The organism is Streptomyces sp. NPDC042002 (genome assembly GCF_055588305.1).
Map to the genome: position 1 here is coordinate 81,190 of NZ_JBVJCT010000031.1, position 17,218 is coordinate 98,407.

The 17,218-nt window shown below is 67.5% G+C and carries 15 protein-coding genes; 8 read left to right on the forward strand and 7 right to left on the reverse strand.

What is annotated here, in order from left to right:
• Positions 1-43 precede the first annotated feature (43 nt).
• A complete protein-coding gene (locus ACZ6KY_RS32335; protein ID WP_469313811.1) occupies positions 44-4,636 on the reverse strand; it encodes an FtsK/SpoIIIE domain-containing protein in 4,593 nt (1,530 codons plus the stop codon).
• A gap of 278 nt (positions 4,637-4,914) precedes the next feature.
• Here ACZ6KY_RS32335 and ACZ6KY_RS32340 point away from each other — a divergent pair, with 278 nt between their 5' ends.
• From ACZ6KY_RS32340 to ACZ6KY_RS32370, 7 genes are all read left to right on the forward strand, one after another.
• Positions 4,915-5,220, forward strand: a complete 306-nt coding sequence (locus tag ACZ6KY_RS32340) for a WXG100 family type VII secretion target (RefSeq protein ID WP_328554102.1) — start codon at positions 4,915-4,917, stop codon at positions 5,218-5,220.
• A gap of 156 nt (positions 5,221-5,376) precedes the next feature.
• Complete coding sequence (locus tag ACZ6KY_RS32345; RefSeq protein ID WP_469313812.1) at positions 5,377-5,700, forward strand: hypothetical protein; 324 nt, start codon at positions 5,377-5,379, stop codon at positions 5,698-5,700.
• Positions 5,697-7,217 carry a putative T7SS-secreted protein gene (locus tag ACZ6KY_RS32350; protein WP_469313813.1) on the forward strand — a complete coding sequence of 507 codons (1,521 nt, stop codon included), beginning with the start codon at positions 5,697-5,699 and terminating at the stop codon, positions 7,215-7,217. The genes ACZ6KY_RS32345 and ACZ6KY_RS32350 overlap by 4 nt, the downstream gene beginning before the upstream one ends.
• 76 nt (positions 7,218-7,293) lie before the next feature.
• Positions 7,294-8,556: a hypothetical protein gene (locus ACZ6KY_RS32355; RefSeq protein ID WP_469313814.1), complete on the forward strand. Its 1,263-nt coding sequence runs from the start codon at positions 7,294-7,296 to the stop codon at positions 8,554-8,556.
• Positions 8,553-9,203 (forward strand): hypothetical protein, encoded by a 651-nt coding sequence (locus tag ACZ6KY_RS32360; protein WP_469313815.1) that lies wholly within the window; start codon positions 8,553-8,555, stop codon positions 9,201-9,203. Before ACZ6KY_RS32355 ends, ACZ6KY_RS32360 begins: the two co-directional genes overlap by 4 nt.
• Position 9,204: 1 nt before the next feature.
• On the forward strand, positions 9,205-9,807 hold the full coding sequence (locus ACZ6KY_RS32365) for a hypothetical protein (protein ID WP_469313816.1): 603 nt from the start codon (positions 9,205-9,207) through the stop codon (positions 9,805-9,807).
• 111 nt (positions 9,808-9,918) lie between these two features.
• Complete coding sequence (locus ACZ6KY_RS32370; RefSeq protein WP_469313817.1) at positions 9,919-10,728, forward strand: hypothetical protein; 810 nt, start codon at positions 9,919-9,921, stop codon at positions 10,726-10,728.
• On the opposite strand, the gene ACZ6KY_RS32375 is transcribed toward ACZ6KY_RS32370, so the two are convergent.
• The 6 genes from ACZ6KY_RS32375 to ACZ6KY_RS32400 all read right to left on the reverse strand — a co-directional run bounded on the left by ACZ6KY_RS32375 (position 10,723) and on the right by ACZ6KY_RS32400 (position 15,846).
• The gene (locus tag ACZ6KY_RS32375) at positions 10,723-11,370 is read right to left on the reverse strand and encodes a hypothetical protein (protein ID WP_469313818.1); all 648 of its coding nucleotides are present in this window, start codon (positions 11,368-11,370) and stop codon (positions 10,723-10,725) included. The genes ACZ6KY_RS32370 and ACZ6KY_RS32375 overlap by 6 nt on opposite strands.
• A gap of 22 nt (positions 11,371-11,392) precedes the next feature.
• Positions 11,393-12,289, reverse strand: a complete 897-nt coding sequence (locus tag ACZ6KY_RS32380; protein WP_469313819.1) for a hypothetical protein — start codon at positions 12,287-12,289, stop codon at positions 11,393-11,395.
• A gap of 12 nt (positions 12,290-12,301) precedes the next feature.
• On the reverse strand, positions 12,302-13,570 hold the full coding sequence (locus ACZ6KY_RS32385; RefSeq protein ID WP_469313820.1) for an enoyl-CoA hydratase/isomerase family protein: 1,269 nt from the start codon (positions 13,568-13,570) through the stop codon (positions 12,302-12,304).
• An 8-nt stretch (positions 13,571-13,578) separates the two neighbouring features.
• Positions 13,579-13,881, reverse strand: coding sequence for a hypothetical protein (locus tag ACZ6KY_RS32390; RefSeq protein ID WP_469313821.1), 303 nt, complete (start codon positions 13,879-13,881; stop codon positions 13,579-13,581).
• A 280-nt stretch (positions 13,882-14,161) separates the two neighbouring features.
• Positions 14,162-15,196, reverse strand: coding sequence for a hypothetical protein (locus tag ACZ6KY_RS32395; protein WP_469313832.1), 1,035 nt, complete (start codon positions 15,194-15,196; stop codon positions 14,162-14,164).
• Entirely contained in the window at positions 15,193-15,846 is a 654-nt protein-coding gene (locus ACZ6KY_RS32400; protein ID WP_469313822.1) for a hypothetical protein, read from the reverse strand. The genes ACZ6KY_RS32395 and ACZ6KY_RS32400 overlap by 4 nt, the downstream gene beginning before the upstream one ends.
• A gap of 462 nt (positions 15,847-16,308) precedes the next feature.
• Here ACZ6KY_RS32400 and ACZ6KY_RS32405 point away from each other — a divergent pair, with 462 nt between their 5' ends.
• Positions 16,309-16,959 (forward strand): hypothetical protein, encoded by a 651-nt coding sequence (locus ACZ6KY_RS32405; RefSeq protein WP_469313823.1) that lies wholly within the window; start codon positions 16,309-16,311, stop codon positions 16,957-16,959.
• Positions 16,960-17,218 lie beyond the last annotated feature (259 nt).

A 17,218-nucleotide genomic window follows, 5' to 3' on the forward strand; every position in this document is an offset into this window, starting at 1 on the left:
CTGACCCGTCTCTCCCTGACCCGTCTCTCTGCGGTCCGTCCGGCTACACCGGTGTCGTCACCGTCAGTGGCTCCCCGTCGCCGAGGTGCAGCAGGCCCTTGCCGGGGGCGACCGGTCCGCCGACCATGCTCCGGTTCGTGCGGATGCCGATCAGCTCGCCCGCGGAGGAGTCCTGCGGGGAGAGCAGGATGCCGCGGCGGCCCTTCTTCATCTCGACCTGCCAGCCGGAGAACCCGCTGCACACGTCCTCCTCGTCACCGGCGATGACCAGTCCGAGACCGCGTTCGGCGCCGCGCTGCACGATCCGTTTGAAGACCGTCTCGGCGTCGCAGTCCTCCAGGACCTCACCGTCGTCGACCAGCACCACGATCGGCTCCTCGGGCGTCGCCGAGCCGATGGCCTCGCGCAGGTCGTCGCTCTCGATGTCGTCCTCGTCGAAGACCTTCAACACGCCTTCCTGGCCGTCCAGTTCACGCAGCGGCGACGGACGCGGCGCGGCGACGACCAGGCGTACACCCTGGGCCAGGTACGAACGGGCCATGTTCATCAGCGTCGTACTGCGGCCGGACTTGGCCGGGCCCGCGACGACGAACGTCGGCACGCCCTTCGAGAGGTCCGGGCCGAAGCCCATGATGTCGTCGCCGCCGATGCCCACCAGGCTCCACAGCCGGGAGCGGGAGGCGTCCGGGTCGCGCATCTCCCAGGCGTCGCTGAAGCCGATCCGGGTGGGCAGCACGTCGACCCGGAACGGGCGCCGGGCGCGCGGGAGTCCGGCGTCGCGGAGCGCGGCTGCCTCGCCGATCGCGGCCAGCGCGGCGGCCTGGCCCTGGCCGGTGGAGTCCTCGGTGAGCAGGGCGAACTGGGTCTCGGTGCCGTGTTCGTTGCGGTAGCCGCGGCCGGGCGGGATCTCCTCGGGGATCTTGCGGGCGTTGACGCCGATCAGTGAGAAGTCGGAGCGGTCGGCGAGCCGCAGGGCGTACTTGTCCTCGGTGAGCGAGCCGATCCGGGTGGAGAGGATCTGCCGGTCACCCGTCATCACCAGGTGCAGGCCGACGCTCGCGCCCTCCCGCATCATCGCGGTGAGCTGGTCGGTCAGATCACCGTGGTCGTACTCGCCGAGCGTCGGCAGCCAGCCCTCCCACCGGTCGAGCAGCACCACGATGTGCGGGAGCCGTTCGTCCTCCGGCTCCGCGGCCCGCTGCTCGCCGATGTCCGCGAAGCCCTTGTCTGCCAACAGGTCCTGGCGCCTGCTCAGTTCACCCTTGAGGCGGCCGATGAGGCGGACCACGCGCTCGGTCTGGTTGCGGCCGACGACGGCGCCGCAGTGCGGCAGCCGGGTCAGCGCGTTGAGCGCGCCGTTGCCGCAGTCGATGCCGTACAGATGGACGTCGGCCGCCGAGTGGGTACGGGCCAGCGAACCCGCGATCGTCCGCAGGACCTGCGAGCGGCCGCTGCGCGGAGCGCCGCCGATGAGCAGATGGCCGAAGGACGCGAAGTCCACCACGACAGGCTTGCGGGCCTGGTCGGCGGGCAGGTCCTCGACGCCGTACGGGGCGGGCGGCAGCTTGCCCGGGCCGCCCGCGAACGCGGGCACCTGGACCTCGTCGAGCAGCAGCGTCTCGGAGAGCGCGGGCAGCCAGGGGCTGTGCTGGGCCGGGATGCCGAGGGAATGGTTGGCCTCGCGCACCGCGTCGACCAGCACCTTGAGGTCGGTGATCTCCTCCTCCTCGCGCTGCTCGGCCTTCGGCTTGACCAGCGCGGCCCGCCCGAGGTCCGTCCAGCCGAGCGGTCCCGCCCAGGGCGCGAGCGCCGCCGGATCGGCGGCACCGGGCCGCCGGCCGCCGACGCGGCCCGACTGGAACGGTACGAGCGAGGCGTGCCCGAGACGGACGTACGCGCGGCCCGGTGTGTTCTTGGAGATGTGTCCGGCCTCGGGGGAGTCGATGACATCGCTCGACTCGCCGCCGTCGGTCACCCGCAGCGCTATGCGCAGGTTGGTGTTGGCCCGGATCTCGGGCGAGACGACACCGCTCGGGCGCTGGGTGGCGAGCAGCAGGTGGATGCCGAGCGAACGGCCCCGCTGGGCGATGTTGACCAGACCTGTCACGAAGTCGGGCAGGTCGCGCACCATGGAGGCGAACTCGTCGATGACGATGAGGAGTCGGGGCACGGGAGCGTGCGAGGGATCACGGCGTACGAGGTCCTGGTAGTCCTCGATGTCCTTGGCGTCGGCGGCGGCGAGGATGTGCTCGCGCCGCTTGAGCTCCGCGCCCAGCGACTCCAGGGCGCGCTCGACGAGATGGGCGTCGAGGTCGGTCACCATGCCGACGGTGTGCGGGAGTTCGACGCAGTCCTTGAACGCCGAGCCGCCCTTGTAGTCGACGAGGACGAACGTCATGTTCTCGGGGGTGTTGGCCACGGCCAGCGACGCCACGATGGTCTGGAGCAGCTCCGACTTGCCGGAACCCGTCGTACCGGCGATCAGACCGTGCGGGCCGTCGCGCCGCATGTCGATGCCGAACGGACCGTCGTACGACTCACCGATGACCGCCGTCGTGGACTGCCCGCCCATCCGCCAGCGCGCGCTGATCGCGTCGCCGGTCGGCGGCTCCAGTTGCAGTACGTCGAGCAGCCGGCTGGCGCCCGGGAGGGCCGAGTCCTCGGTCTCGCCGCTGATGTCGCGCAGCGCGGACAGGGCGCGGGCGAGCCGGGCGCACCAGGCCGCCGACACGAAGTCCGGCCGTACGTCCCGTACCCGCGCGATGCCCGTCTGCTGGACGCGCAGCCGCAGTTCGAGCGCCTTCCGCGTACCGGTGGCGGAGTCGTCGGCCTCGGTGGCGTGCCAGGCGTGGAAGGAGGGGAAGCCGCCCGGGGCGGCCGGCGCGGTCCTGGCGGTCCGCTGCTCGGTCGGGTGTTCCTCTGGCTTCGGCTCCGCGATCACGATGGCCTGGCACTCGCCGGGCAGGAACCGCTCCTCGGCGTCCAGGCAGATCGCGTACATGGACATGGCCGGGCCCTCGCGCAGCAGCCGCACCACCCCAGGCATGGACCGCAGCCGCCGGGAACCGTCCCAGACGACGATGATGTCCGGGTCGCCGAACGAGGCCTTGTTGCCGTTCTGCTTGGCGGCTTTCTGGCGGGCGTCGAGGAGTTGGGTCAGCTCGCCGATGCGGGCGCCGACGGTCTCGGCGTCCGTGCCGATGAGAACGTTGGCGTCCTGGGCGCCGGCGGGCCTGCTGTGCGGGAGCCAGCGCACCCAGTCCCAGCTGTCCTGCCCGCTGTTCTCCGTCAGGACGTAGAACTGGACGTCCAGCGGGCTGTGCAGCACCGCGGTCTGTGCCACGGCCCAACGGCCAAGGGCCTGGGCCGAGTCACCGGGCCCCGCGATGCCGATGACACCGCGCTCGCCCAGCGGGAGGGCGACCGGCGCGTCCTCGATGGTCCAGGTGACCTGGCGCTTGTGGTCGTCCTGCTCCGGGTCGTCGAGCACGACCTCGGAGGGCAGTCGCCCCGTGCCGACCCGCAGCAGCAGATGGTCCGCGTCGGTGCGCCGCCGCTCCCACAGCCGGGTGCGCGGCCCGGTGCCCAGCGACAGCACGGTCGCCGGATCGAGGATCGCCCGGCGCCGGTCGAGCCGCTCGGCGAGCAGCGCCTCCTGGGCGTCCTTCTCGATCCGCGCCTTGTGCTCGTTGTACTCCTTCACCTGCTTGGCATGGGACTTGCGTCCCTGCTTCTTGTCCATGAAGAAGTTGCCGAACATGATGAGCGGGCTCAGCAGAGCCATGATCATGTAGTACCAGCGGCCGAAGACCAGCGCCATCACGACGGCACTGACCAGCGGCGTCAGCGCCATCAGCCAGGGCAGCGGCCGGGCTTCGTAGTCCCGTACGGGATTCGGCAGCCGGAACTTCGTCTCGCGCTCCGGCGGATGCAGTCGCGGCGGCCGGTTGTAGTCGAGCCCGGCGCCGTCGTCCGACCACTTGAGCGCGGCGTCGGGCGGGGTGTAACGGTCAAGCTGGAAAAGGGTGTTGCCGACGGCGACCTGACTGCCGAGCGGCCACTCGTCGTCCTCGCGCTCCTGGAAGGGCTCGCCGTCGAGCGTGACGCGGTACTTTTTCTCGCCCTTCTCCCCATCCTTCTTCTCCTGCACGGAGACCCGGCATGTTCCGTCCGTTGCAACTGACAACGTCAGCGCCCTTTGCGGAAGTTCGGGATCGTCGACGCGGACGTACGACGCCGCCCCGGCGCCGATGTCGTACCGGCCGATCCCGAGCCGGTGCACGGAACCGGCCGCCGGACCGCCGGCCACCCGCAGTTCGACCAGCCCGGTCGGCTCGCCGGCCAGGCATCCGGCGGGGTCGTGCAGGCTGACGACGGCGCCTTCGCGCAGCGGCGAGGTGCCGATGGTCGCGGCCGGATCGACGGGATACCCGTCGACGTACGCCACGGGCGCACCGCCGCCCGCGGCCCCCTGATGGTGCCCGAGGGGAATGATCTGCGCGCCGCCACCGCCGTAACCGACGTGCTCCGCCAGCTCCTTGGCGATGTCCCCCACCGAGGACTCGGGATCCGCGTCGAGAACCACGTCGGCGGTGGCCCCGCCGAGCGGGTCGACGACGGTCAGAGTCAACCGCACGCTCGTCCTCCCCCAGACAACCCGAGGCCGCTTCCGGAACGCCGGCCACAGTGCTCTCGACGATAGCCGCTCACCGCTTCCCGCAGGCGACGGCCCGTGTGAGGGAACCACGAAGGCCCGGGCCGTACACCGTCCTTGGTGCGGGCTCGTGACAGAACCGGGGTGTGCTCCTGCAAGCGTCGTAAGTAAGCTGCTTGCTCAATGCGGACGGTCGCACCATCCGCATCAGGAGCCACGGGGGTTGGCCCTGCGGCGAGTTGAAGCATGGAGGACGCCACATGGCCGGCGGCAAAGACGCGGACATCACTTACGAGAAGATGCGGCACGCTGCTAAGCGACTCGGCCACGAGAAGGAGAAGATGGAGGACAAGCTCCACGGCCTCGACACCTACATCGACGGCCTCGTCGCCGACGGCTACACGACGTCCAAGGGCTCCCAGGCCTTCGACGACTCCTTCAAGGAGTTCACCAAGGGCATGAAGGACACCCTTGAGGGCCTCAAGGGAATGGCCAAGTTCCTCGAGGACGCCGCTAAGGCGTACGAGGACCTTGATGATCAGCTGGCCAAGGGTGTCAAGGGCTGACAGCCCTGCATCGGGGAGTGCGGCGGGTGCGACGGGGTGCAGTGTGCCCGGTCGCACCCGTGTCTGTTCCGCCGCGGACGGCGTTGCTCCAGGCGTGACGGTCCAAGTGGCCTTCGCGCCCCTTTTGCTTCCGTTGAAAGCCGCCGGAGGAGACTCATGTCGGACCAGACCGCCGACATCACTCGCATCAAAGAGAGCGCCCGTTCATTCTCCAGAATTCACCGCGAGTTCAGCCGGAACGCGAACCCGGCCGAAGGTCTCGGGGTCGGCACGCTGGGCGAGCAGAGCCTGGTCGACGTGTTCGACGACTTCGGCGACAACTGGAAGATTCATCGAGGGCGTCTGACGGACGAACTGAAGAAGCTTTCGGAGATTCTCTCCACGGCGGCCAAAGCCTACGAGGACATGGACCATCAGCTCGCCGAGGCGCTTCGCGCCACGGACAAGAAGGGCACAGGCGCTCAGGGGGCCAAGAAGTGACGCGCCCCCGCGCCGACGAGTGGCACGTGATCGGTGAGTCGTCCGACCCGATTCCCGGAGACCCGGAAGAGGTCGCCAGACTCGGCCGTGATCTCCGCAGGACTGCGGAAACCATCCAGAAGCAGGCGAAAGAGATCAAGGCGCTCTCGTCCGTCGAATCCTGGAAGAGCAAGGCCGCCGAGGAGTTCCGGAAAGAGGCCGAGGAGGCCGAGGGGAAACTCCGGAAGGCGTTCAGACGGTATGACGCGGCTGCGGACGCTTTGGGAGAGAGAGTCACCGAGGGTGGCCCCTCGAAGCAATACGCCTCGGAGCTGCGTCGCGCGCAGACCATGGCCGACAAGGCCCTACGGGATGCCCGGGACGCGCACGAAGAGCACGAGTCGAGCAGCGGCGCGATCGACAAGCTGCCCAAGGACACGGCTGACGATGATCCTGACCGCGAGAAGTTGGAGAAGCGCCGGACGGCGGCGGCTTCGGCTATGGAGCGGGCGAAAAAGAACCTTGAAGGGGCCAAGGACGTCCGGGATCTCGCGGCCAGACGTGCGAGGAACGCCATTCGTGGTGCCATCGACCACGACGGACTGAAGGACGGCACCTGGGACAGATTCAAGGGTTGGGTGCACGACCACGCTGGGTGGATCAACGAGGCACTGGAACGGGCCGGATGGATCGCCACCATCTGCGGGACCCTTTCCCTGATGGTGGGGTGGATCCCGGTCATCGGGCAGGCGCTCGCCGGAGTCCTTGGATCCATCGCTCTGTTCGTGACGATCGTCTCCCTGGCCGGGCACATCTTGTTGGCGCTCGCGGGTGAGGGCAGTTGGTTCGATGTCGCGCTGGACGTCGTGGGAATCGCCACGATGGGTATCGGCCGTGGCGCCATCGCCGGCGCCAAGGGCGCCATGCAGGGTGCCAAGGGAATGGGCCGCTCGGCCGCCTTCCGACGGGCCATGGAGAACATCGTGGCGAAGCGCGGAAGCGCTGCTTTCAAACGGGCCGAGCAGGCGGCCTGGAAGCAGGCCAACCGTTTGAGCGGCGGCGCTCTGCGCGGAAAGAAGGGTGCGGAAGCAGTGGCCGGAGCTCCCAAGGGCTGGTTTCCCGGAGCGGGCCGCGTTGGTGAAGCCTTCAGCCCCAAGGCCATCGCCAAGGAGATGGCGGAAGGCTTCAAGGGGGTCAAGGACCTTCGCCCCCGCAACCTGAGGCTGCTGGGCCAGGGGAGTACCTGGGAGGGTGCGGCTTTCAAGGTCGGTGACAGCGGACTCGGCGACCTCACCCGGGAGATCGACGACATCGCCCCGGAAATCCGCAATGTCGACGAGGTCAAGGCCGCGATGAACGTCTTCAAAACCCAGACGCACATCTGGCAGGGTACGACTGCTGTGGCAACGCTCATCGACGCTGCCGACAAGGGAAAACTGACCACCCCGATCGGACACGCCCTCGGCACCGACGCACTGAAGGACGGGCTGTGGTCGGCAACGGGAATCAAGGACGCTTGGACAACGAGCAATGGCTGATCGACCCGATTCAGGAACGGTACTTCCGGACCCCCACCTTCGCCCCAGGGGAGCGAGTCCCCACACCCTGGACGTGGTGCGCCACGCACGTGTCTACCGGCGTGGAAACGAGCTGATCCTCCGGGACCGTCGGCTGCGAGAGCTCCGGTACGCGATCGGAGAGGGCGGAATCACCCGTGCCGTCTTCGTTCCGCCGTCCGACTCCGGGACGACGGCGAAGGTCCCCTCGGCCGACCGATGGGGTGTGGTCGACTTCGAGGGCGCCGACGAGAGGACGATCCTTCGGATCCCGTTGGCAGAGTGGCTTCCGGAGGCAGGCCTGGTCGGTGTACTCGACATCGGGCCGACGCAATGCCTCGACCGGACCGGACTGCGCCGACTCGTGGGCGACCTGGGGATTTCCTTGAAGGAGAGCTCGGAGTCGCGCGAGCGCCTGGCGGGCAAGACATCCGGAGCGCTGCCGAACCGTGCGGTTCACCGTGAGCTTCCCGCCTGGCACAACTGGGCGAGAGGAATCGGCATGCTCGTCTGGTTCGTCTTCTTCCTCGTCATCGCCGCGACGGGCGGTGCGAACGCGTGGACGGCCTTGGTGGCAGCCGCCGGACTGTTCCTCATGCCGGGCTCGGACCTGGTCGTACGTCTTCTGCAGCGATCACGCGACCGTCAGGACACATCGCTCGCTGCCGCCACCGTCGTCGTACCTGCTCCGGAGGAGGTCTCGGGAGCCACCCGCCGCTTCCGTGACACGGCAGCCGTACGGGTCCTGCCCCAGGACGTCGTCCTGACCGACACGCTCGGAGGAGAACGCTGGATCGCGAGAGGCGGTGCAGCTGGAGTGAGCAGCCTCGTGCGTCTGACGGACCCGAAGTCCGGTTCCGCCCTCGGTGTCGAGTTCAGGGACGGTACGAACGCGGTGCGGGCTCTCCTCGTCTGGCGATGGTGGTTCGCCGGCCCGCGGGGGCGGGAGAACTGGTCGCAGCTCGTCAGCGCACTCGCAGTGCCTGTCTCCGACGAGAAGGTGCGGGCAGCCAAGCACCCTGATGCATGGTGGCAGAACCATGAACTGGCTGTAGACGCCAGAACGATGGCGCCGATGGACCCGAAGGAGGCGCGCTCGCGAACGAGGTGGAACGCCTCGGCCGGTCGAGGCGCCGAGCCGCTGATCGTTTCCCTCTCCGGTCTGCTCCTGCTGCCTCAACTCGGCTCGGGCCAGTGGCCCGCACGAGTGGCGGGTGTCTTGGCAGTGCTGATCGTCGTGATCGAACTCGCACAGGTACTCGCTCATCAACTGACCAGCAGGCTCTGGCTCGACCGCCCCGTCGTACCGGAGTCACTGTGATCACCGCAGTCAGCAAGGACCGACCGCAACCACCACCGTCCGACTACCAACTGTTGCTGCCCGAAGGGTGGTTCCGGATCGCCCTCGAACCTGAGGGGCGCCGGCAGTCCGTCGAGGCCTTGGTGAACCGGCAGTTCAACGGCGTCGACAACGAACCGCGCCTGCGTCGTCTCCTGCGACAGGAACTGGTCGAGCGGGCCAGTAACGCGTTCGACCAGGGAGGCATCGAGCTCTACATCAGTCTCCAGCAGGCGGGCTCCCTCACGATTCCTGCTTCCTTGCTGATCACCCTGATCCCTCCTATGAGTCCCGGGAAACGGCTGCCGCCGCTGCGGGAACTCGCCGACGACCTCGAAGCCGAAGGGCGCGAAGGGCGCACAGTCTCGATGACCGAGCTTGCCGCGGGTACGGCGATGAAGGTCCGCGTCGACCAGGACGCCGCAGCTGTTCAGCAACCGGGCTTCACCGCGTCAGGCGATGAGGACATCGACGCCCTGCCATCGGTGACAGTGGACTACCAAGTGGGCGTGCCCCGAAGCGACATGAACCTGCTCCTGACGTTCTCCACGCCCCTGGTCCAGATCGCCGACGCCATGGTCGAACTCTTCGACGCCGTCGCCGGATCACTCAGATGGAAGGACGAGTGAGGTGAACCCCATTCCCACCCTTACCTACGGGATCTCCTGCCCCCGGGACTGGATTCCCCTTCCCGTCGCACCGCATGAAGACCTCAAGGGCAGCTGGGCAAAGCAGGCCGCCAAGAGCATCGTCGAACGAAGCGGGGTGGCGGGGTACGACATCCACCCGGAGGCCGTCCGGGCCGACCTGTATGCCCGAGCCGAGGACAGCCGCAGCCGCGACCCCTTCTACGCCTTCGCGTTCTATCCCGACGGCTTCGACGCGGCGCTGGGGCTCCTGGAAGTCGATCTCATTCACCCGGACGATTCCGTCCCCCGCATCACCCTGGACTGGCTGACCGAGACCTTCAGCACCGATGACTTCGGGCCGCCGCAGGTCACGCGTACCGAGGTGCCTGCCGGTCCCGCCGTACACATCCGGCAGAACTTCGCCGTGGACGGGGCTCCGCCCGGAGGACCGGGTGTCCTGTTGGAGACCCTCACGTACGGAATCATGCCGACCGGCACCGAGAGCGCGGTGGTTCTTCTCATGTCCTGGACCATGCCGGGCATTGCCGACGCGATGGAGGAGGCGGCGGACATCATCGTGAAAACCCTGACCGTGGACCTCTGAGTCCAACCTGGCACCGGCCGACGAGGGGGGGAGCCGAAAGCCACAGGAACGAACCTCCGACTCCCGGGACAGGGACAATGCAGGCCGCTCCATGGAACTGAGGAGGAAGTGGTGAACGAGGAAGAGAAGACCGTCGACGACCTGTTCGCGCGGCTGCCCGAGGATGGGCGGCGGACCCTGGAACAGATCGGCATGGGCCTGCCGGAACTGCGTCGTATGGCCGCCCGTGAAGGCGGCATGCGACAAGTGCGCGGCGTCCTCTCCGAGTTCACCACGGAGCCGCAGGCACGGCGTCCCGGCGACGACGAGGGTCCGGCGGAGCGGGCCGCCGTACGGCCGTGGGCACTGCTGTTCGTGGCGGCCCTCGCCGGGGTGGTTCTGACCGAGCTCTCCACCCTCGCGCTGCACGAGACGGCGCTGCTGGTGGGAGCGGTCTGCGGACTGGGCGTCCTGTTCGCGGCCTTCAGGACCCGTGAGTCGCGCGGAGGGCTCGTCCTGCGGTGTATCACGGTGGCGGCGTACATCGTCCTGGTGATCGCCGGCTCCTTCGGCACCCAGCAGTGGTACTTGAGGCTCCGCGGGGTGGGGCAACCGGTGATGATCGTCGAACCGCTCCATCAGTGGACCCACGGGACCCGCGAGACGTACTGCCGGGTCCGGCTGCGGGACGGTTCCGTCCGCCGGGTACTCGGCAACAGGGAGAACTGCGCCGACCGGGTCGGCTTGAAGGACACGGCCGTGGTCGATCCGATGGGGCGCTACCAGCCCTTCCTTGGCACGAAGGCCGAGATCGGGGGAGCGCCGGGCGGACTCGCCGCCCTCGGTGCGACCGCCGTTCTGATCCTGGCTCCGGTGAGTGCCGTGGCCGTGGGGCGGGGGCGGTGGGCGCGGCCGCTGCGCGGCGACTCTCTGGGGCTATGAATCGGCGTCCGGATCGGCGAAGGAGAGCGTGCGCAGCATGGCCATGGTCATGTCGCAGAACTCGCCCCAGTACTCGGTTGATGCCGTGTGCAGGGTGAAGACCGCGCTGTACGGGCCGGTCGGGAACGGGATCTGCACCTGGATCTGCCCTGTGAGGAGCTGTTCCTCGGCTCCACTGGCGGTGATCTCCGGCGAGAGGGTCACTTCGCGGAGAGTCACGCACGACACCGCAGGACCGCACGGCAGGTCCAGCCATCGAGCGTCCTGGCGCGGATCACCGCTGAGGACGGTGAGGATGCCGTGAGCAGCGATCTCAGGGTCGGTCTGTTCCGTCTCCACGGCAGCCACGGTGAGGGCGCACTGGGCGACACCCCCGTCATCTGTGGAGAAGAGGCCCATTGCCGAGTAAGAAATCCCGGTGCGCACCAACTGTTCCGCGAGTGCCTCGTAGTAGGGGGCGGCCGGGGTCCACAGTGTTTCGTCGCCGCGCGAGTAGAGCTCTCGTACGAACGTCTCGGACAGAGCGGCGCGTTCGTCCGGTGTGGCTGCCAGGGGGAGGGTGAAGAAGCCTTCGGGGGCGGTGAACGACAGCGGGGGTACGTCGTCTAGTACCGACAGGACCGATATGGCAGAGTTTGTCACGAGGGTTCGGTTTCCATTTCGGTCAGATATCGCCTTTTTGAAATCGGGCGTTCTCCCCGTCTGTGTCCATCAACTTGAAGGCAGCGCTGCCGATTCCGTATGTGGGATCGACGCTGCCGTTGAGACGGTAGGTGACGTAGACGTTGCCGCTCGCGCGCCGGTGGATCAGCAGGGTTCCTCCGGACTCCTTGCCTTCGAGGAGCTTCCGTACGGCTAGTTGCTGGCCCGGTGTGAGGTCGTCCGGGTTCATCAAGGGAAGCGGATTCTCCAGGGCACGGGTGACGTCGTCACGGCCGTTCCTGCCCCATCCCGCCAGCCGGCACCAGGATCCGTCGGTGAAGGTGATGGTGAAGTCCGTGTCGTATCGGCTGAACTCCTTGCGGGCGGCGGCTGCGACGTCCGACCGTTCGGTCTCCCAGAGGACCTCGTCGAAGGGATCGTCCTTGTCGTTCAGCAGCCCCAGAACGAGGACCCGCCGGTCCGTGACGACCAGATGTGTACGGTCCGTCTCGGGACGACGCTCCGGGTCGAGTTGCCAGGGGAGCGTGCGGGCGAGGGCACCGGGTTCAGCCCACATGACCGGGAAGTCCTCGACCTCGTTCTCCGGCTCCTCCGGGGTCCCGAGTGTCGCGACGTTGCCCGTGCTGCCCGAGCCGGCCAGGGATTCGAGGACGCCCAGCGTCGCCACGAGCAGCGCGCCCGCTCCGAACTTCGCCCCGTTGCGCAGCCGGCGTTCGCTCTTGCTGCGGACGGTGAAGCGGGGGCCTTCGGGCCAGCCTGGCAACTCGTCCTGGATGTCGTTCCGCGCAGTGTCCCGGAACCAGCGCATGCCTTCCACGGGAGTCGCAGCGCCCGTGGCGAAGCTCACTGCGGACCGTGCGATCAGTGTCTCGTTCGGGTCGGGTTGCCAGATAGTCATCAGTGTCGAGCCTCAGTGTGCGGTGGCGGATTGGTGGAGGCGGTCGCCCGGATTGGCGGAGTCCCCACTGTGCAGTCCGATGCTGATCCCCTTGGGAAGTACCTTCCCGGCGACATCGATTCCCCTGCCGAGCTTGCTCAAAGGATCGACGGTGAACTTCTCCCCGAGAAGCGCCGCTCCCTTGGTGCCGAGCCACTGGCCCTGGTGGTAGCCCGCCTCCGCGAGACCTGCCAGGCGGTTCATTGTCCCGCTTTCACTGCTGAGGAGGGCGATGTCCTTGGCGGTGCCTCCAAGGACGATCTTCCTGCCCAACAGGCCGAGGCCTCCCTCTACAGCACCTGCCATTTTTCCCGTGGCCAGGAAATTGAACGAGGAGGCGATGGGCGACGCCGCGAAGCCCTTACCGAATTCCGCGACGCGTTCCGCGGCCACAGTCTCGCTGGCCACCTTCGCTCCCTTTCCGAACATCCCGATCCCAGGCAGAAGGCCGATCGCGTCGGTCCCCATCGTGAGCCAGCTGACGTCGGCGCCACCCGCCATGGCCACCCCGTGCGCCAGCAGGGCCAGCCCACTGGTCAGGAGCGCGGCGGCGCCGAAGATGGCTCCGAGGGGTTCGAAGGGCAGGGTGATGATGGCGAGGACCCCCAGGACCGCGGTGATGTCGCTGAGGACGTCGCCGATCTCCTTGATCAGGTCCGCGTGCTCAGTCACCCAGTCGGCGGTTCCGTGCCAGGCATCCGCGATTCCGTCCCCCAGCCGGTCCCAGAACCCCGGTTCGTCCGGCGCGATGTCGGCGGCCTTGTCGAGGTCTTTGCTGATCAGGCCTGCGGCGTTGTGGTAGCGGTCTTCTAGGTCGTGGACCTTGCTGATGACCTGGTCGACCGCGCCGGATGCCTTGCCGAGTTCGTCGCTGCCCTTGCCATCGGCCTTCTGTTCGGCCTCGTCCTTGGCTGCGAGCTTCTCCCCGGCGTCCTTCTCCAGCCGGTCGGCCTCGTCCTGGAAGTCGGAGAGTTCTCCGGCCCAGCGGTGCAGAGCGCGGGCCGCCTTGTCGAAGGAGTCGTGGCTCTTCTTGATCAAGGGAGTTACGTCGGTGGAGATATGGTCGCTGAACGCGATCGCGGTCCTGCCCTTCCAGGCGCCGCACTCGATCTGTTGCAGCTCCCGTAGGGCCGTCCCCAACTCACTTGCCAGCCCACCGAGTTTCTTGGCGAGCTCCCGGGTCTGCTCGACATCACCGGGGGTGGGGTCCCAGCCTATGTGGGGAAACGAACGGCGTCCCATGGGGTCTCTCAATGCCCCTTCTTCTTCGGGGCCTTGAGAGACTCCGCCAGGTCCAGATCGAGCTTCTCGAAGGACTTCCCGATCTCGTCGATCATCTTGACCGCTCCCTGCGTGTGCTTGCCGAGCTGCTTGATCCCGTAGCCCCAGTCGTCGGCGAAGTCGTGTACATCGTCCACGAGGCCCTTGTCCCCTACTGCCGATCCGTCGGTACCGCGCAGGGTGCGGCGCGCGGCGTCCATGCGGTCCGTAACGGTGGAGAAGGTCTTCCTCAGGTCCTCGAAGATCGTGCCGTCGAGTCGTAGATCACTCACGATTTGTCGCCCCCGTTGCGTGCGTGAAGGGATCGCCGAAGGAGGTCCGCGCGGATCTCGAGGCAGAGAGTTCGAGAAGGTCCGGCATCCTCGGTTGTGACGATCATCGGCGCGATCCTACTTTCCGGCCGCTGTGGGAAACAGGGGAGGTGCGGTGTGGTCAGGGCGGGGCCTCCGGCTGCGGTCGCCAAGACTTAGTGATGCTGTGGTCGCTTCACGATTCTGGATCGCGAAGTGCGGTCGGTCTGAGGCGCGCCCGGCCCGCCTCAGACGGATGCTGTCATCGGTTGACGGCCTGGATCTCCTGGACCGTGATGTCCTGGGTCGTTCCGAAGGTGCCGTCGGGGAGGTCGCCGCCGGTTCCGCCGGTGCCGGTCCAGTTGACGTTCCAGGTGATGGTCGCCCGGAGTTGGTACGTTCCGTCGCCCGACGAGCGCAGGTACTTGATCCCGCACGGTGGTGTCTGGCCGGCCTTGCCCTTGGCGTACGGCGCACCGATCGAGTCGTCGTCGTTCAACTGGCATTCTCCCGAGGCCGGATACGTCTCGGCGTCGCTCGTACCCGGCTCCAGCTTGAGGGAGACCGGCTTCGCGGTGGTCGTCGCCGAGATGTTGAGCCCGGCGACGTTGAGCGCCGCGGTGACGGACACCTTCTTGAACGTCGCTTTGTCGAGCCAGGCCCAGGTCGGGAGGTTGACCTTGGTGATGTCCTTGGGGGCGAGGGTGACTTTGGTGTCGGGGAGCGTGATCCTGTTATAGGCGAGTTCCGCCAGGACCAGTGGGGTGACTGCGTTCCTCACCGCGGGAGTTTCGCCGTTCTCGACCCAGAAGGGCAGTTCGCTGCAGGTGAAGGCATCGGGATCGTCCAGCCGGTTCGGATTCTGGACGGATACCCACCAGTTGCCCTCGTCCGCCTTGTCGAGGTTGTAGTCCTTGTACTTGCCGTCCTTGTAGATGTCCCGGAACTGGCCCGTCGCCGATTTGGCGTAGTTGGGCTGTTGGGGGTCGTTGACGACTTCGTCGTATTCGCCTTCGACTTTCTTCTGGAACTCCGCCGCTGAGACGGGCTCGTACCAGCAGGCCGGGGGTGTCCAATTTCCCACCGGTGTGACGTTCCCGGACGACGTACCGCCGTGCCCATGGATGTCACCGGAGTAGGTGATCCGCGATTCGAGGGTGTGTCCGGACTGCTTCGCGGACGCCTTCACGTCGCCGTCGGAACCTCCTGGACCACGTGTCGCGAAGGCCGGATCGGAGACGAGCACGCAGGCAGTGACAAGGGTGCCGGTGATCAGAGTCCTCCCGAAGAGCCTCACGGCGTGCACTTGGAGTTCCCCCTGTCGGAAACGAGCTCTGTGGTCTGCCAGACGCCGGCCTTGGTCTTCTTCAAGTGCGTGTTGTAGTAGACGTACGCGTCGTTGTCCGCGGGCGTTCTGTCGACCTTCTTCGTCTTGCGGTTCTTGTTGAACGCTTTGGTCTCGTCGGTGCAGAACGTGACGCCGGCCGAGGTGCTGCCGTAGAGCGTCACCTTGGGATCGAAGTACCGCACAGTGCCGGTGTAGGTGATTCCGGCGTCCACGTACGACTTGACCCACCGAGCTCCGCTGACCAGGGCATCACCCTGCCGGTAGTAGGCAAGGGCGGGCTCGTCCGGATTCCCCTTGATGATCGCGTAGTTGGTGGCGGTCTGAGCGCGACCGGCGTCGGCGAGGACGGCGTCCTTGGCGGCGTCCCCCGTCTTCCAGCTCTGGAAGTCGTCGATGGCGTCACCCGGAAGCGTGATGTCCGGACGCGTGACGCTGTCCGACGCGCTCGCACTGGGCGAAGCCGACGTCTTGTCGCCGGTGTCCGCCCCCGCGATCTTGTCGTTCCCCTTCGAACTGTCACCTCCGCCGCCGCAAGCCGTGAGCAGTAGGGCTGTTGTCGCGGCGAACGCGGCAGCAACGGGCAAAGATCGGCGCTTCACAGTGGACTCCCCGTGAGACATCGGTTGAGCGAAGTCAGTCAAGGGCAATGACGGTATCCGTGGGGCTCTTGGTTTCGCCAGGAGGGACTTCCGCGAGAATGTGGATGTTCTGGGAGGAAAGTAGATCAAGACAGCCTCTTCACTGCTCAGAGCGTGCCGCCACTCACATCAACCGGCTTCTCTCTCGCCTCTGTTCGCCGTGCGGCAGCCCCTGGCCGCGGGCAACCCCCCGTACGGACTCCGACTGTGCGCCTTCGCGCCAGCTACGTCACAGCCGTTCCCGCGGCTCCCCGTGCGCCCCTCCTCACGCCCCCGGCGCACCCGCTCCTCGCTCCTCGCGCCCCCGGGCGCACCCCCACCTCGTAGGCTGACCCGAGCCGAACAGGCCGACCAGGCAGAGCGGACCGGACTCGGCCGAGCAGAATGACGAACGATGAACGATGACCCCCGGGGGACAACGCCATGGCCCGCTACATCGAAACGCTCACCGTCGAGCGCGGCGGATTTCGCATCAAGGTGCCCGAGTCGTGGTGGGAGTTCGACGTGCGGCCGGAGTCGCGGGACGACTCGATCCGGCGGATGGTGAGCGAACGGATCGAGCAGCACCCGGAGTTGGCCCAGTACCGCGACACCTACACCGCCTTCCTGCGCAAGGCCGCCGCCGACGCCTGGAAGTCCGGTGCCCTGTACTGCGGTTGCATGGCGGAGTCCTTCGGCGGAGACATCCCGATCACCGGCTCGGTCACCGTCTCGATCGTCGGCGGCCGTTCGCGGACCGGCGAGCCCCTCTCCACCGACCCGCAGACCATCGCGGGCCAACTCGCCGTGCGGGAGGCGAAGAAGGAGGGCGACGCCTGGCGCAAGGTGACGACCGTCGAGATACCCGGGGTCGGTCCCGCCGCGCGGACGTACGGCATCGAGGACATCGCCGTACCCGACGACAGCCTCCAGCGCACGATCCGCGCGGTACTCATGCAGACGTTCATCCCCGTGCCCGGCCAGGAGGGCAAGGTCGCCCTGGTCGCCGGCAGCAGCCAGGTCCTCGACCTCGCCGACTCCTTCTTCGACATCTTCGACGCCGTCACCTCGACGTTCCGCTTCGCGGACCAGTAGCCCCCTCCGTCACGAAGTGGCCGTGGCCTCCCTTTCTCACCTCGCGCCCATCCAGTAACTTCGCTCGTGCGTACGACTGTTCCTGTCGGCGTTGCCATTGATGTTGCTGTCACGGGGGTTGCGGCATGGCGGGGAACCGGCCGACGGATTGGCATGTCCTGGACCTGGACAAGGATCCGACGCCGGGGGACCCGGACCGGGTGCGGCACCTGTCCAAGAACCTGCACGACTTCGCCGACGACGTCTCGGACGCGTTGCG

Bases quoted from the DNA above. Each gene is read 5' to 3' on its own strand.
- ACZ6KY_RS32340 (WP_328554102.1), top strand. From the start codon at position 4,915: ATGGCCGGCGGCAAAGACGCGGACATCACTTACGAGAAGATGCGGCAC.
- ACZ6KY_RS32345 (WP_469313812.1), top strand. From the start codon at position 5,377: ATGTCGGACCAGACCGCCGACATCACTCGCATCAAAGAGAGCGCCCGT.
- ACZ6KY_RS32380 (WP_469313819.1), bottom strand. From the start codon at position 12,289: ATGACTATCTGGCAACCCGACCCGAACGAGACACTGATCGCACGGTCC.
- ACZ6KY_RS32385 (WP_469313820.1), bottom strand. From the start codon at position 13,570: ATGGGACGCCGTTCGTTTCCCCACATAGGCTGGGACCCCACCCCCGGT.
- ACZ6KY_RS32405 (WP_469313823.1), top strand. From the start codon at position 16,309: ATGGCCCGCTACATCGAAACGCTCACCGTCGAGCGCGGCGGATTTCGC.